Consider the following 15,495-nt stretch of genomic DNA (forward strand, 5'->3'; position numbering starts at 1 on the left):
GCTTCCTCCGGGCCCCGCCCGGCGTCCTGTCGCACGTCCGGCCGTACCCGGAACGTCCTGGCCCCGGGCAGACCGCGCCCCACCCTACGCCGCCGTTCCGCCCTCGCGCCGCCCCTGCGGCGGGGAACGGGCGGGCTGTGGCCAAACTACGACACAGCGCCCCCGGCCGGGCGGAGAATCGGCTGCGCCCGACCGGAGGTGACGCCGGATCAGGCCATCCCGGCCTCGCGCATCTGCCGCAGCTCGCGCTTGAGCTCCTTGACCTCGTCCCGCAGCCGGGCCGCCACCTCGAACTGCAGCTCGGCCGCGGCGGTGTGCATCCGGTCGGTCATGTTCTGGATCAGCTCGGCGAGCTCGGCCGCGGGCAGGCTCTTGGCGGGCTTGCGGTCGATGCCCAGCGCCGGGACCGGCGCCTTGCCCTTGCCCTGCTGCCGGTACCCGGTGGCGAGCAGCTCCTCGGTGTCGACGTCCTCCCCCGCCATGGTGGAGAGCAGGTCGCCGATCTTCTTCCGCAGCGGCTGCGGGTCGATCCCGCGCTCCTCGTTGTACGCCTGCTGGACGGCGCGCCGGCGGTTGGTCTCGCTGATCGCCAGGTCCATCGCCGGGGTGATCTTGTCGGCGTACATGTGCACCTGGCCGGACACGTTGCGCGCCGCGCGGCCGATGGTCTGGATCAGCGAGGTGCCGGAGCGCAGGAAGCCCTCCTTGTCCGCGTCCAGGATCGCCACCAGCGAGACCTCGGGCAGGTCGAGGCCCTCGCGGAGCAGGTTGATGCCGACCAGCACGTCGTACTCGCCGGCCCGCAGCTCGCGCAGCAGCTCGATCCGGCGCAGCGTGTCGACGTCGCTGTGCAGGTAGCGGACCCGGATGTCGAGGCCGAGGAAGTAGTCGGTGAGGTCCTCGGCCATCTTCTTGGTGAGCGTGGTGACCAGGACCCGCTCGTCCTTCTCCACCCGCTGCCGGATCTCGTGCACCAGGTCGTCGATCTGGCCCTCGGTGGGCTTGACGATCACCTCGGGGTCGATCAGGCCGGTCGGGCGGATGATCTGCTCGACCTGGCCGTCGCCGCGGGCCAGCTCGTACTTGCCGGGGGTGGCCGACAGGTAGACGGTCTGGCCGATCCGCTCCTGGAACTCCTCCCACTTCAGCGGCCGGTTGTCCATCGCCGAGGGCAGCCGGAAGCCGTGCTCGACCAGCGTGCGCTTGCGCGAGGCGTCCCCCTCGTACATCGCGCCGATCTGCGGGACGGTGACGTGCGACTCGTCGATGACCAGCAGGAAGTCGTCCGGGAAGTAGTCGAGCAGGGTGTTCGGCGGGGAGCCGGGCTCGCGGCCGTCGAAGTGCATCGAGTAGTTCTCGACGCCCGAGCAGGTGCCGATCTGGCGGAGCATCTCGATGTCGTACGTGGTGCGCATCCGCAGCCGCTGGGCCTCCAGCAGCTTGCCCTGCTTCTCCATCCGGGCCAGGCTCTGCTCCAGCTCGGCCTCGATGCCGGCGATCGCCCGCTCCATCCGCTCCGGGCCGGCCACGTAGTGCGAGGCGGGGAAGACGTGGATCGCGTCGTCCTGGCTGATCACCTCGCCGGTCAGCGGGTGCAGCGTGTACAGCGCCTCGATCTCGTCGCCGAACATCTCGATCCGGACGGCGAGCTCCTCGTACACCGGGAAGATCTCGATGGTGTCGCCGCGGACCCGGAAGGTGCCGCGGGTGAAGGCGAGGTCGTTGCGGGTGTACTGGATGTCGACGAAGCGGCGCAGCAGGGCGTCCCGGTCGACCTCCTCGCCGACCTTGAGCCGGACCATCCGGTCCACGTACTCCTGCGGGGTGCCGAGGCCGTAGATGCAGGAGACCGACGCGACCACCACGACGTCCCGCCGGGTGAGCAGGCTGTTGGTGGCGGAGTGGCGCAGCCGCTCGACCTCCTCGTTGATCGAGGAGTCCTTCTCGATGTAGGTGTCCGTCTGCGGGACGTACGCCTCGGGCTGGTAGTAGTCGTAGTACGAGACGAAGTACTCGACCGCGTTGTTCGGCAGCAGCTCGCGGAACTCGTTCGCCAGCTGGGCGGCCAGCGTCTTGTTCGGCGCCATCACCAGGGTGGGGCGCTGCAGCTTCTCGATCATCCAGGCCGTGGTGGCCGACTTGCCGGTGCCGGTCGCGCCGAGCAGGACGACGTCCTTCTCGCCGGCGCGGACGCGGCGCTCCAGCTCGGCGATGGCCGCCGGCTGGTCACCGTTGGGCTGGTAGGGACTGACGACCTCGAAGGGCGCCACGGACCGCTCGATACTCGTGATGGGACGCACGCCCCCCACCGTACGACCGGCCACCGACAGAGCGGGTGCTACTTCGCGGAGTCCCGGGCCAGCGCCACCAGCCGGGAGACCGCCCGCAGGTACTTCTTGCGGTAGCCGCCGCGCAGCATCTCCTCGGTGAACACCTGGTCGAACGGCACGCCGGAGGCGGTGATCGGCAGCTCCCGGTCGTACATCCGGTCGGCCAGCACCACCAGGCGCAGCGCGGTCGACTGGTCGTCGACCTGGTGCACCCCGCGCAGGAACACCGCGCCGACCTCGTCCAGCAGCGCGCCGTACCGGCTGGGGTGCACCTCCTTCAGGTGCTCCAGCAGCGCGTCGAAGTCGTCCAGCGAGGCGCCCGGGGTGCGGGCCGCGCGGGCGGTCACCTCGGCGTCGTCGTACGGCGGCGGGGCGTCCGGCAGGCCGCGGTGGCGGTAGTCCTGGCCGTCGATCCGCACCGGGCGGAAGTGCGCGGACAGGCCCTGGATCTCCCGCATGAAGTCGGCGGCGGCGAACCGGCCCTCGCCGAGCTTCTCCGGCAGCGTGTTCGAGGTCGCGCACAGCTTGACGCCGTTCTCCACCAGCTTGCCGAGCAGCGTCGACACCAGGACGGTGTCGCCCGGGTCGTCCAGCTCGAACTCGTCGATGCACAGCAGCCGGTGCGAGCTGAGCGTGCGCACCGCGCCCTGGAAGGTCAGCGCGCCGACCAGGTTGGTCAGCTCGACGAACGTCCCGAACGCCTTCGGCCCGGGAACCGCGTGCCACAGCGAGGCCAGCAGGTGCGTCTTGCCGACGCCGTACCCGCCGTCCAGGTAGATCCCGGCCGGCCCGGTGGGCGCGGGCGCCGAGCGCCGGAACCAGCCGCGTTTCGGGGGCTCGGCGGCGCCGTTCAGCCCGGCGGCGAAGGACTCCAGGATCTGGACGGCCTCGTACTGGCTCGGCTGCGCGGAGTCCGGCAGGTAGCTGCCGAAGCTCACCCCGGCGAAGCGCGGCGGCGGCACCATCTCCGCGACCAGCCGTTCGGCCGGTACCACCGGACGCCGATCGGACAGGGCTATCGCGGTGTGAATATCGGACTCCGAGGCTGCAGACACGAGACAACAGGGTACTCGCGCCGGAAGACCCGCCGCCTCCGCCTGCGAGACTCGGACCCATGAGGCAACTGATCGGCGAGACCCCCGGCACCCCCGGCAGCTTGGAGTGGCTGGCGCAGGCGTACGCGTACCCGGACGACGGGGCGTGGCTGCGGGCGAACATGGTGACCTCGCTGGACGGTGCGGCCCGGTTGGACGGCCTCTCGGAGGGGCTGTCCAGCGAGGCGGACAAGCGGATCTTCGGGGTGCTGCGGGCGCTGTGCGACGTGGTGCTGGTGGGGGCCGAGACGGTGCGGGCCGAGGGGTACCGGCCGGCGCGGGCCCGGCCCGACTTCGCGGAGCGGCGGGCGGCCGCGGGCCAGTCGCCGGCGCCGGTGATCGCGGTGGTGTCGCGCAGCCTGGAGCTGGACCTGTCGGCGCCGCTGTTCACCGAGCCGCTGGTGCCGACGGTGGTGGTCACCACCGTCGACGCGCCGCCCGGGAAGCTCGCCCGGGTCGCCGCCGCAGCCGATGTGATCACCGCAGGAACGGGCTCGGTGGACCTCCCCCGGGCGGTGGCCGCGCTCACGGAGCGTGGTTGGCGCCGGCAGCTCTCGGAGGGCGGTCCCCACTTGCTCGGTCAGCTCGCGGCGGGCGGCGTGCTGGACGAGTTGTGCCTGTCGGTGGCGCCCCTGGTGACGGCGGGTGATTCACCGAGGATCGTGAACGGGCCGGGAATCCCGGACGTCCGGCCGATGCGGCTGGTGTCATTGATCGAGGAGAAAGGTTTCCTCTTCACCCGCTATCTGCGGCCGACCGATCCGGACCGCTCCCCGAGCGTCCCCGCCCGCACCTGAGACACATCCTGACCGATGTGGATCATGTGATCGCTGTGGCGCGTGTGCAGCGTGAGGAATCCTTCCTCCGGGCACTATGAAGGAGGGGAGCAGGGAGCCGGACCCGGGGGCCCGCACCAGCGAAGGGACTCACGTGTTCAAGACCGTACTGATGATCGAAAAGGCGCTCTCCGACGCCGACGTGGAACTGGTCACCACGCTCCACGGCGAGGAGAAGGTCTCCTTCGTCGTCCTGATGCAACCCCGCGGCAAGCAGGACGAGTTGCTGCGCGCCCTGGACGACGTGGCCCTCGGCCATCTGGACAAGGCGGTGCACGAGCGCGACGAGGGCGAGGAGGAGGCGCCGACCCTCGCGGGCGAGTCCCTCGAACACAGCCTGCGCCACCTGCAGCGGGCCGGCGCGGAGGCGGTCGGCGAGGTGGTCGGGGCGCACCCGCTGGTGCGGCTGCGCGAGGTGGTCGAGGAGAACCGGGCCGACGAGGTGCTGGTGCTGACCTCGCCGCACTTCGTCGAGGAGTTCTTCCACCGGGACTGGGCCTCCCGCGCCCGGCACGAGGTCGGCGTCCCGGTGCTGAAGCTGTTCGCCAGCGAAGCCTGACCGGTCTCCCGGTTAGGGCAGAATCGTCCCGTGTCACGTAAAAGTTGCACCGGGGGACACGGGACGACTTCTCCCTCCGCCACTCACGCCCGTACGGAGCCAGCCTTGAACGACGCCGCCCACGACCTGCACGCCCCGCACTTCATCGGCATCGGCGGCGCCGGCATGTCCGGCCTGGCGAAGATCCTCGCGGTGCGCGGCGCGACCGTCTCGGGTTCCGACGCGAAGGAGTCGGAGACCGTGCGGGCTCTGCGCGAACTGGGCGCGACGGTGTTCGTCGGGCACGCCGCGGAGCACCTGCCGGCCGGGACCAGCAGCGTGGTGGTCTCCAGCGCGATCCGGGCCGACAACCCGGAGCTGGTGGCCGCGCGGGAGCGCGGCGTCCCGGTGGTGCACCGCTCCGACGCGCTGGCGGCGCTGATGGGCGGGCGCCGGGCGCTCGCGGTGGCGGGGACGCACGGCAAGACCACGACCACCTCGATGCTGGCCGTCAGCCTGGGCGAGCTGGGCCTGGAGCCCTCGTACGCGATCGGCGGCGACCTGGACGCGCCGGGGTCGAACGCGCACCACGGGGCGGGCGAGATCTTCGTCGCGGAGGCGGACGAGAGCGACCGCAGCTTCCACAAGTACGCGCCCGAGGTGGCGATCGTGCTGAACGTGGAGCTGGACCACCACGCCAACTACGCGTCGATCGAGGAGATCTACGAGTCCTTCGAGACCTTCGTCGGCCGCATCCAGCCCGGCGGCACCCTGGTGGTCTCGGCCGACCACGAGGGCGCCCGCGAGCTGACCCGCCGGGTGGCGGGCCGGGAGGGCCTGAACGTGGTGACGGTCGGCGCCGCCGCCGACGCCGACCTGCGGGTGCTGGAGGTCGAGGCGCGCGGCATGACCAGCGAGGTGACGGTCGAGCTGGCCGGCGAGCCGCTGACCTTCACCGTCTCGGTGCCCGGCCGGCACTACGCGCACAACGCGGTCGCGGCGCTCGCCGCGGGCATCGCGCTGGGCGTCCCGGCCGAGGGGCTGGCGAAGGCGCTGGGCGCGTACACCGGGGTGCGGCGGCGGCTGCAGCTCAAGGGCGAGGCGCGCGGCGTGCAGGTGATCGACTCCTACGCGCACCACCCGACCGAGATGGCCGCCGACCTGGAGGCGATCCGGGAGGCGGCGGGCCCGGGCCGGGTGCTGGTGGTCTTCCAGCCGCACCTGTTCTCGCGCACCCAGCAGCTGGCCGAGGAGATGGGGCAGGCGCTGGCGCTGGCCGACGCCTCGGTGGTGCTGGACATCTACCCGGCCCGCGAGGACCCGATCCCCGGCGTCACCGCCGAGCTGATCATCGACGCGGCCCGCCGGGCCGGTGCCGACGTCCGCGCCGAGCACGACTTCGCGGCCGCCCCGGCGCTGCTGGCCGCGCTGGCCGCCCCCGGCGACCTGGTGCTGACCATGGGCGCGGGCGACGTCACGAACCTGGGCCCGGAAATTCTGGCCGCCCTGGCGGACGTTGCACCTGCTGTCTGACGTCCCGTTCCGAGCTGGAGAGCTGGAGAGTCGCCGTGAGCTACGAGGTCCAGAAGTCCGACGCCGAGTGGCGCGCCGAGCTGACGCCGGAGGAGTACCACGTGCTCCGCGAGGCCGGTACCGAGCGGCCGTTCGTCGGCGAGTACACCGACACCAAGACGGTCGGCGTCTACAGCTGCCGGGCGTGCGGCGCCGAGCTGTTCAGCAGCGAGACCAAGTTCGACAGCCACTGCGGCTGGCCGTCGTACTACGCCCCGCTGGCCGGTGACTCGGTGGAGTACCTGGAGGACAGCAGTCTCGGCATGCGCCGGGTCGAGGTGCGCTGCAAGAAGTGCGGCAGCCACCTCGGGCACGTCTTCGAGGGCGAGGGGTACGACACCCCGACCGACCAGCGCTACTGCATCAACTCGATCTCGCTGACGCTGAAGCCCGCCGAGTAGGGTCCGGGCCCGCCCGCCCGCGTGGAAGACTGGATCTTCTTCCGGACGGTCTTGGACGTGGGTGGGGCGGGCGTGGCGCGGCGGCGTGGTTCTGGCGTGTGGTCGGTACTGGCGGAGGCGCAGCGCGAGCAGCACCGCCGGGCGGAGGCGCAGCGGCGGGCGGCGGAGGCCCGGCAGCGGGAGGGCGAGCGGGCCCGGCGGGAGGCGCAGCGGGCGGCGGCGCGGGGTGAGCGCGAGGCGCTGAAGGCGTACCAGCAGGGGCGGGAGTCGGATGCCGTCCGGCGCAGTGCCGAACTGGACGAGCGGGTGGCCGAGTTGCGCGGGGTGCTGGCGGCCGGGCTGGCCGGGCCGGGGTTCTCGCTGGTCGCGGGGGGCCGTCCGGCGGTGCCGCCGTTCGACCCGGGGCCGTTGGGCGTGCCGGTGCCGATGCCGGACCAGAACTGGTACCTGGTGCCGCCCCCGGCCGGGCCGCAGGCGTACCACCCGGGGGCGCGCCGGCAGTGGGAGGAGCAGTCCGCGCAGGCCCGGGCCAGGTTCGAGCACGACTGGCAGGCCGCCTGGGCCGCCGAGCAGCAGCGGCAGCACCAGCTCGCCGACTACCGCGCCCAGTACGACGCGTGGGCGGTGGAGCGGCACCGGCTGCTGGCCGGGCAGGCCGCGCAGGCGGGGCGGCTGGCGGCCCGGTTGCGGGCGGGCGAGGCGGCGGCGGTCGCCGAGTACTTCGAGGCGGTCGTCGACTGGCGCGAGGACTGGCCGGACGGCTTCCCCGCCGACGGCGAGGCCGTCTGGGACGCCGCGGCCCGGCGGCTGGTGGTGCGCTGGGAGCTGCCGCCGTACGAGGTGGTGCCCGCCCTGTCGAGGTACCGGTACGTCCGGTCGGACGACCGGGAGGACGAGGTGGCCCGGCCGGTCGGACAGCGGCGGGAGCTGTACCGCGAGGTGCTGGCGCAGTGCGCGCTGCGGGTGCTGGCGGAGGTGTTCCGGGCCGACGCCGGCGGGCTGCTGGCCTCGGTGGGGCTGAACGGCGTGGTGGTGGCGACCGATCCGGCGACCGGACAGGAGGGGGAGCGCTGCCTGCTGGCCGTGGAGGTCGGCCGGGAGGTGTTCGCGGGCCTCGCGCTGGACCGGGTGGACCCGCTGGAGTGCCTGGTCGGCGCGCTCGGCGGGCGGATCGCGGCCCGGCCGGAGAAGGGCGGAACGGTCGCCGAGGTGCCGGCCTCGGTCGAGCCCGCGCCCGTTCCCGTCCCGGTGCTCGCGGTGGACGGCGAGGGGCCGGACCTGTTCGAGATGGACCCGCTGGAGTTCGAGGAGCTGATCGCCGAGCTGTTCCGCCGCCGCGGCCTGCGCACCAGCACCACCGCGCGCAGCGGTGACGAGGGCGTGGACGTGCTGGCCGAGGACCCGGACCCGATCACCGGCGGGAAGATCGTCATCCAGGCCAAGCGCTACCGGAAGACCGTGCCGCCGAGCGCCGTCCGCGACCTGGAGTCCACCATGCGCCGGCAGGGTGCCAACCGGGGCATCCTGGTGACCACGGCGGGCTTCGGTCCCGGCTCCCGCAAGCACGCCGAGGGCCAGCCGCTCACCCTGGTGGACGGTCCGATGCTGCTCGCGCTGCTGCGCGAGCACGGCCTGCCGGGCCGGCTGGGCCCGGCCGTCGCGGTGTCCGTCCGACCCGCCGCCCCCGCCGTGGAGTTGGTGCCGGGTCAGAACCTGGTGCTGCCCGACCGCGAGGTCAAGGTCCGGTTCCGGTCCGGTGGTGCGGCGGCCGATCTGACGCTGCTGCTGCTCGACGCGGGCGGGCGGGTCCGGCACGACCGGGACTTCGTCTTCTACCACCAGCCCGCCGCGGAGGGCGGCGCCGTGACGCTCCGTCCGGACGAGCGCACCGCGACCGTCCGCACCGCGCAACTCCCGGACGCGGTACGGCGGGTGGCGATCGCCGTCAACCTGGACGCGGACGGCGACGGCACCTGCGCGGACCTGGTCGACCCGGCGGTGGAGCTCGCTTCCGGTGGCGGCCGGTGGCTGTTCCGCCCGCCGGCCGACCCGGCGGTCTCCGCGATGCTGGTCGCCGAGGTCTACCGCCACCCGGCCGACGGCTGGAAGCTCCGCGCGGTCGGCCAGGGCTGGTCCGACGGCCTGGCGGGCCTGGCCCGCGCCCACGGCGTGGACGTCGCTTAGCCGCCTCCCGCCGCGCGCAGTTCCCCGCGCCCCGAGCTGTCGCCCCGCCCGCGGCTACCCGCCGAGCGCCTTGGTGTGCTTCCACTCGGCCGCGCACGCGCGGTAGCCGAACCAGTCGTTGATGGCGAGCATCGGGGCGTTGCCCTCGTCGTTCTGGGTGTACGCGGCGGTGAGGCCGCGGGCCTTGGCGCGGTGCAGCGAGTGGGCCTTGGCGAGCTTGGCCAGGCCGCGGCCGCGGTGGGTGGAGCGGGTCGCGGTGAAGGAGGACCAGTAGGTGCGGCGGCCGTCGGTCTGGGCGGCGGAGAAGGCGACCGGTTCGCCGTCCGCGAGGACCACCGCGGTGAGGGTGTGGTCCTGGTCGGGGCGCTGCCAGATCTCGGCGAGCCAGCCCTCGTAGGGCTGGTCGTCGAGGACCAGGTCGCCCGGTTCGGCGCGGGCGCCGTCGATGTCGACCAGGTAGATCGGGTACGGGTCGTCCAGGAAGTCGGCGGCGGTGCGCAGTTCGACGCCGGGCGGGGTGGGCGGCAGCGGGCGCAGCGGGGCGGTGAGGTCGAGGCCGGAGAAGCGGCCGGCCCGGCCGCTCCTGCGGTAGCCGCGGGCGGCGGCGAAGCCGAGCGCCTCGGGGGTGTCGTCGGCCCAGCCGTGGGCGTCCCGGGTGCCGAGGGCGGCGAGGTCCCGTTCGGCGGCGGCGAGCAGGGCGGTGCCGATGCCCGCGCCGCGGTGCTCGGGGAGCACGCTGACGTTGAGGAAGCCCTGGTCGGGGGTGGTGCTCTCGGTCACCGGGCCGAACCGGGCGGTGCCGACGACCTGTCCGGCCCGCTCGGCGACCAGCAGGTGGTAGTGCGGCAGGGCGGCCTGCCAGGCGACCACCTCTGGGGTGGTGACCAGGTGCGGGCGGCCGGCCCGGTAGGCCTCGGCGGCCCCGGGGGCGTCGGCGGATGCGAACGGGCGGATGCGGTACGGCGTGGAAGTCATAGGCATGTCACGTTAGCCAGTCGTTCGTCCGCGCGCCGCTGAATTTCCCCCCCGCGCGCGTGTGCGTTCAGTGAAGCCGAAACCTCAAGTTCAGCTCTGAGTTTCCGGTGTCCCGCTTGGCATCGGCGCGCGGTGGATACACCCTCGGCAACGGGGAGTCGGGCGGTCCGAAAGGCCCGACGGAAAGGGGGTGGAATATGTCTTCGTCCGATATTCCGCGATTGGGCACCGGCCTCGGCTGGCGCCCCGAGATCGACACCGCGGTGGAGCGGCTGCCCGGCCTCGACTGGGTGGAGGTGGTGGCCGAGAACGTCTGCGCCGAGCACCTTCCGCCCTCGCTGGCCGAGCTGCGCTCCCGCGGGGTCACGGTCGTCCCGCACGGCGTCTCGCTCGGGCTGGGGGACGCCGCCGAACCGGACCCGGCCCGGCTGGCCCGGCTGGCGGGCGTGGCCGAGGCGCTCGGGTCGCCGCTGGTCAGCGAGCACCTGGCGTTCGTCCGGGCGGGCAGCCTGGAGGCCGGGCACCTGCTGCCGGTGCCGCGCACCCGGGCCGCGCTGCGGGTGGTGGTGGCCAACGTCCGGATCGCCCAGCGGGAGCTGCCGGTGCCGCTGGCGCTGGAGAACATCGCCGCCCACCTGGCCTGGCCGGGCGACGAGCTGACCGAGGCCCAGTTCCTCGCCGAACTGGTCGAACGGACCGGCGTCCGCCTGCTGGTGGACGTCGCCAACCTGCACACCAACCGGGTCAACCTGGGCGTCGACCCGGCCGCCGAGCTGGACCGGCTGCCGCTGGAGGCCCTCGCCTACGTGCACGTGGCTGGCGGCGTCGAGCGCGACGGCGTCTGGCACGACACCCACACCCACCCCGTCACCGCACCCGTGCTGGAGGTGCTGGCCGCGCTCTGCGAGCGGACCGACCCGCCCGGGGTGCTGCTGGAACGGGACGGCGCATACCCGCCGCCCGCCGAACTGTCCGCCGAACTCGACGCCATCCGCCGCGTCCAGCGCCTGCACCGGAGGGAAGCCGCCCGTGTCTGAGCACCACGAATACCTGATCCGCGACCGCGCCGACGCCGAACTCGCCCTCGCCCGGGTCGAACTGGCGCACCGCCAGGAGGAGTTGCTGGCCGCCCTGACGGCCGGCGGCCCGGCCCCGGCCGGCTTCGACCCCGAGCAGCTGCGCGTCCAGGCCGCGGGCCTGCTCGCCAAGCGCCGGGAGACCGTCGGCCACCTGATGCCGGAACTGCCCGACCTGCTCGGGGCGGACTTCGCCCCGCTGTTCGCCCGCTACGCCGCCGGCCGGCCGCTCACCGGCGGCTACCGGGCCGACGCCCGGGCCTTCGCCGAGTGGGCCCTGGACAGCGGCCCCGTTGGCGCCGACTGGCGGCCCGCGCTGCGCCGCCTGCTGCGCCCCGCCGCCTCCCGGTGGAGCCGCCTGCTGCCGCACCGCGACCGCGCCGCCAAGGCGCACCCGTAACCACCCGTACCGCACAGAAGGGAACCACGGGGGATGTGGAACTTCCGGTTCGTCCTGGCGTTCGCGCTCGTCGTGTGCTCGATCGCCGTCGCCGCCGTCTTCAACCGGCGCAGCACCCGGGTCACCGACCCGCGCGGCCTGCCCGGACGCGGCCTGCCGCTGCTGGAGGTCGCCTTCCTGGCCGGCGGGCCCGCCCGGGTCGTCGACACCGCGCTGGTCCGGATGGAGCGCGAGGGCCGGGTGGTGGTCTCCCGGGCCCACCGGGTCACCGTCACCACCGACCGGACCACCGACCCGGTCGAACGGGTCCTGATCACCGCGGTCGGCGGCCGGGCCGGGCGCGACCTGTCCGTGCTGCGCACCTCGGTGCCGGGCAGCCCCGAGGTGCAGCGGATCGGCGACGGGCTCGCCGCCCGCGGCCTGCTGCGCCACCCGGGCGCGCTGAAGGCCGCCTGGCGGGCCCGGCGGCTGGTGGTGCTGGCGCTGGTCGTCACGCTGGTGCTGGGCGCGGTCTCCACCGCCCAGTGGCTGGACGCGCCCGACCGGGACTCCACCGCGCCGCCGTTCTTCCCGTTCGGCGTGCTGGCCCTGTTCACGCTGATCAGCCTGGTCGCCACCCGCCCCGCGAAGCGCCGGATCACCCCGGCCGGCCTGCGCCAGCTGCAGCTGGTCCGCGGCAGCACCCCGTGGCGGCCCCGGGAGGTGGAGCGGGCGCACGCCGAACTGGTCGGCGCGTTCGCCCTGGACGGCACCGCCGCGCTGAAGGGCTCCGACCAGCAGGCGCTGCGCGAGGCGCTCGGCGGCGGCACGGCGCCGGCCGGCCGGCTGGTGAAGAGCGGGCGGAGCGGGCGGAACTCCGACAGCGGCAGCTCGGACTTCGCGGCCGGGGCCGGGGCCGGGGTGTGGTGCGGGTCGTCCCCGTCCTCGTCCTGCGGCTCGTCCGGCGGCCACTCGGGCGGTTCCTCGCACCACTCCTGCGGGGGTTCCTCCTCGCACTCGTGCGGCGGTTCCTCGCACTCCTGCGGTTCGTCCAGCTCCTGCGGGTCGAGTTGCGGCGGGGGCGGCTGCGGCGGGTCCTGACCGTTCCTCGAGTCACAGTTCGGTATCGCGGCGCGGGTATCCGTTCCGCTTCCGGCGCGCACAGGACTAGAACAGCAAGCATGTGGGTGTTGCTGCTGATCCCGTCCTGCGCCGCCGCGGTGCTCTCCTGCCTCCGGCTGGTGCGGGTCGCCGCGATCGCGGACGCCTGCACCGGCCGGGTCCCGCACCCGCTCCACCGGGCCTCCGGCGTCGGCCTCTACGAGACCGCGTACCTGGCCGGCGGCCCGGCCCGGGTGGTCGACCTGGCGCTGGTCCGGATGGCCGCCCTCGGCCGCCTCCACCTCGCCCACACCGGCTGGACCACCGTCGTCGACCCGCAGGGGCGCGGCCGCCTGGAGCGCGCGCTGATCGGCGCGATCGGCCCGGACGGCCAGTGCCGCACCGCCCAGTTGAAGGCCGCGCTGGCCGCCCACCCGACCGTCCGCGACATCGGCGACCGGCTGGCGCAGGCGGGGCTGGCGACGCCGGCCGTGGTCCGCGACCACGCCCTGCGGGCGATCCGGCAGGTCCGCTGGGCGCTGGCCGGGGCGGCCTCGATGCTGCTGCTGACCGTCCTGCTCACCGCCCCCGACGGCACCGCCGCCCGCACCGCCGTCGCCTGGTACGCGCTCCCCCTGGTGCTCACCGGCGGCACCCTCCTGATGGCCCGGGTCGACGTGCACGCCTACACCGCGTGGGCCGCCCCGGCCGGCCAGACCCTGCTGCGGGCCCTGCCCTGCCGCCACACCGCCACCGACGACCTGCTCACCGCCGTCGCCATCTCCGGCCCCGCCGCCGTCCCGGACCCGCGCCTGCGCGCGGCCCTCGGCTCCTAGCGGGGAGCACGGGGCCGCGGGCTCGGCCGGGGGTCAGTACAGGCCGGAGAGGAGTTCGGCGACCGGCTTGCGGCGGCCGGTGAAGAAGGGGACCTCCTCGCGGACGTGCAGGCGGGCCCGGGAGGGGCGCAGGTCGCGCATCAGGTCGACGATCCGGTGCAGTTCGTCGGCCTCGAAGGCCAGCAGCCACTCGTAGTCGCCGAGGGCGAAGGAGGCCACGGTGTTGGCCCGCACGTCCGGGTAGCCGCGGGCCATCATGCCGTGCTCGGCGAGCATCGCCCGGCGCTCCTCGTCGGGGAGCAGGTACCACTCGTAGGAGCGGACGAAGGGGTAGACGCAGACGTACTCGCGGGGCCGCTCGTCGGCGAGGAACGCAGGGATGTGCGACTTGTTGAACTCGGCGGGGCGGTGCAGCGCCATGTTCGACCAGACCGGTTCCAGGTGGCGGCCGAGCCCGGTGCGGCGGAAGCGGTTGTACGCCTCCTGCAGGTCGTCGGAGTCCTCGGCGTGCCACCAGACCAGGATGTCGGCGTCGGCGCGCAGGGCGGAGACGTCGTAGGTGCCGCGGACGACGACGTCCTTGGCGGCGAGCTGCTCGAAGAGGGAGTCGACCTCGGCGGCGAGCGCGGTGCGGTCCTCGGGGAGGGCGTCCTTGAGCTTGAACACCGACCACATGGTGTAGCGGATGACCTGGTTGAGGTCGCGGGCCTTCTTCTTCACGGGCTGCTCAGTGCTTTCGGTCATGAGCCCATTGTCCCTTCTGTGCGGGTGGTGCCGGTGCCGGGGGTGAGGTGCTCGGCGGCGCGCCGGGCGCCGGCGATGACGGCGGGGATGCCGACGCCGTCGTACGCGGCGCCGCAGACGGCGATCGCGCCGAGCGCGTCGAGGTGGGCGCGGATCCGGGCGACCCGGTCGAGGTGGCCGACCGGGTACTGCGGGAGCCCGGCCCGCCAGCGGGTGACGGCGTGGTCGTACGGGGTGGCGCGCAGGCCGACGGCGGTGCGCAGGTCGGCGAGCGAGCGGGCGACCAGGTCGGCGTCGTCCAGGTCGAGGGCGGCGTCCTCGCGGTGGCGGCCGAGCGAGGTGCGCAGCAGGAAGGTGTCGGGGGCGGCGCGCTCCAGCCAGCCCCACTTGTTGCTGGAGAAGGTGGACGCCTTGATGCTGCGCCGGTCGACGGGCGGGACGAGGAAGCCGCTGCCGGTGAGCGGGCTGTCGGCGAGGTCGGCGCGCCGGAAGGCCAGGGTGACCAGGGCCATGGACGCGTACTCGACGGCGCGCAGTTCGGCGGCGGCGCCGGGGGCGTCGGCGGCGAGCAGTGCGGCGGCCTGCGGGGCGGGGACGGCCAGCACGACGGCGTCGGCGGCGAGTTCGCGTCCGGCGGTGGTGACCAGCCAGCCGTCGGGGGTGCGGCGCAGGGCGTCGACCCGGTGGCCGGTGCGCAGGTCGGCGCCGTGCGCGCGGTCGTGGGCGGCGACGGCTTCGGGGAGGGTGCCGAGTCCGCCGCGCAGGCCCTGGAAGACCGGCCCGGTGGCGGTGGCGCGGCGGCTGAGCTCGCGGATGGATGCGGTCAACTCGCCGCCCTGCTGGGCGAGTTGGAGCAGCTGCGGGACGGCGGCGCGGATCGAGATCTCGTCGGCGTGCCCGGCGTAGACGCCGCCGAGCAGCGGTTCGACCAGCCGGTCGACGACCTCGCGGCCGAGCCGGTCGGCGATGTAGCGGCCGATCGGGGCGTCCTCGCCGAGTTCGGCGGGCTGCTCGCGGCGGGCCCGTTCCAGGCCCGCGGGGGTGAGCACGCCGGAGGCTTCCAGCGCGTCCAGGTCTCCCGGCACGCCCATGAGCTGGCCGCCGGGCAGCGGGCGCAGGCCCTCCCGGGTCCAGATCGCGGCCTTGGCGGTGGTGGGCGGTTCGAGCTGCTCGCCGAGGCCGACCCGGCGGGCCAGTTCGACCGCTTCGGGGCGGCGGGCGAGCATCGACTCGGCGCCGAGGTCGACCCGGACACCGCCGACCTCGCCGCCGCGCAGCTTCCCGCCGAACCGCGCCGACGCCTCCAGCACCGTCACCCGCGCCGCCGCGTCCCCGAGGAACGCGGCCGCGGCCAGGCCCGCGATGCCGCCACCGACCACCACGACGTGAGGTTTCGCCATGCCGACCAGTCTCCCAGCCCTTATCCGGT

Annotated in this window: 12 protein-coding genes and 1 pseudogene; 8 read left to right on the forward strand and 5 right to left on the reverse strand. The window is 74.2% G+C overall.

Annotated elements, in window-relative coordinates; all coding sequences use genetic code 11:
• Positions 1-209: 209 nt before the first annotated feature.
• Positions 210-2,300: an excinuclease ABC subunit UvrB gene (uvrB, locus tag IH44_RS0113020; protein ID WP_030459665.1), complete on the reverse strand. Its 2,091-nt coding sequence runs from the start codon at positions 2,298-2,300 to the stop codon at positions 210-212.
• Positions 2,301-2,338: 38 nt separating this feature from the next.
• A complete protein-coding gene (zapE, locus tag IH44_RS0113025) occupies positions 2,339-3,385 on the reverse strand; it encodes a cell division protein ZapE (protein WP_051816841.1) in 1,047 nt (348 codons plus the stop codon).
• 59 nt (positions 3,386-3,444) lie between these two features.
• Between zapE and IH44_RS0113030 the strand changes: the two genes are divergently transcribed.
• From IH44_RS0113030 to IH44_RS0113050, 5 genes are all read left to right on the forward strand, one after another.
• The gene (locus IH44_RS0113030; RefSeq protein ID WP_030459667.1) at positions 3,445-4,221 is read left to right on the forward strand and encodes a pyrimidine reductase family protein; all 777 of its coding nucleotides are present in this window, start codon (positions 3,445-3,447) and stop codon (positions 4,219-4,221) included.
• A gap of 133 nt (positions 4,222-4,354) precedes the next feature.
• Positions 4,355-4,819 carry a hypothetical protein gene (locus IH44_RS0113035; RefSeq protein ID WP_030459668.1) on the forward strand — a complete coding sequence of 155 codons (465 nt, stop codon included), beginning with the start codon at positions 4,355-4,357 and terminating at the stop codon, positions 4,817-4,819.
• Positions 4,820-4,924: 105 nt separating this feature from the next.
• A complete protein-coding gene (murC, locus tag IH44_RS0113040; RefSeq protein WP_030459669.1) occupies positions 4,925-6,331 on the forward strand; it encodes a UDP-N-acetylmuramate--L-alanine ligase in 1,407 nt (468 codons plus the stop codon).
• 35 nt (positions 6,332-6,366) lie between these two features.
• On the forward strand, positions 6,367-6,771 hold the full coding sequence (msrB, locus tag IH44_RS0113045; RefSeq protein ID WP_030459670.1) for a peptide-methionine (R)-S-oxide reductase MsrB: 405 nt from the start codon (positions 6,367-6,369) through the stop codon (positions 6,769-6,771).
• Positions 6,772-6,867: 96 nt separating this feature from the next.
• Complete coding sequence (locus tag IH44_RS0113050; protein WP_035954934.1) at positions 6,868-8,955, forward strand: restriction endonuclease; 2,088 nt, start codon at positions 6,868-6,870, stop codon at positions 8,953-8,955.
• A gap of 54 nt (positions 8,956-9,009) precedes the next feature.
• Here the strand turns inward: IH44_RS0113050 and IH44_RS0113055 are convergent, their stop codons facing one another.
• The gene (locus IH44_RS0113055) at positions 9,010-9,930 is read right to left on the reverse strand and encodes a GNAT family N-acetyltransferase (RefSeq protein ID WP_030459672.1); all 921 of its coding nucleotides are present in this window, start codon (positions 9,928-9,930) and stop codon (positions 9,010-9,012) included.
• Positions 9,931-10,127: 197 nt separating this feature from the next.
• On the opposite strand from IH44_RS0113055, the pseudogene IH44_RS49685 reads away from it, so the two are divergent.
• From IH44_RS49685 to IH44_RS0113070, 3 genes and pseudogenes are all read left to right on the forward strand, one after another.
• Positions 10,128-11,406 (forward strand): annotated as a pseudogene (locus IH44_RS49685) (DUF692 domain-containing protein).
• A gap of 33 nt (positions 11,407-11,439) precedes the next feature.
• A complete protein-coding gene (locus IH44_RS0113065) occupies positions 11,440-12,486 on the forward strand; it encodes a TIGR04222 domain-containing membrane protein (protein WP_051816843.1) in 1,047 nt (348 codons plus the stop codon).
• An 80-nt stretch (positions 12,487-12,566) separates the two neighbouring features.
• Entirely contained in the window at positions 12,567-13,322 is a 756-nt protein-coding gene (locus tag IH44_RS0113070) for a TIGR04222 domain-containing membrane protein (RefSeq protein WP_030459674.1), read from the forward strand.
• 33 nt (positions 13,323-13,355) lie between these two features.
• On the opposite strand, the gene hemQ is transcribed toward IH44_RS0113070, so the two are convergent.
• Complete coding sequence (hemQ, locus tag IH44_RS0113075; protein WP_030459675.1) at positions 13,356-14,066, reverse strand: hydrogen peroxide-dependent heme synthase; 711 nt, start codon at positions 14,064-14,066, stop codon at positions 13,356-13,358.
• On the reverse strand, positions 14,063-15,466 hold the full coding sequence (gene hemG / locus IH44_RS0113080; protein WP_030459676.1) for a protoporphyrinogen oxidase: 1,404 nt from the start codon (positions 15,464-15,466) through the stop codon (positions 14,063-14,065). Before hemG ends, hemQ begins: the two co-directional genes overlap by 4 nt.
• Positions 15,467-15,495: the final 29 nt, after the last annotated feature.

It is taken from the genome of Kitasatospora sp. NRRL B-11411 (genome assembly GCF_000721345.1).
Lineage (GTDB): Bacteria > Actinomycetota > Actinomycetes > Streptomycetales > Streptomycetaceae > Kitasatospora > Kitasatospora cineracea.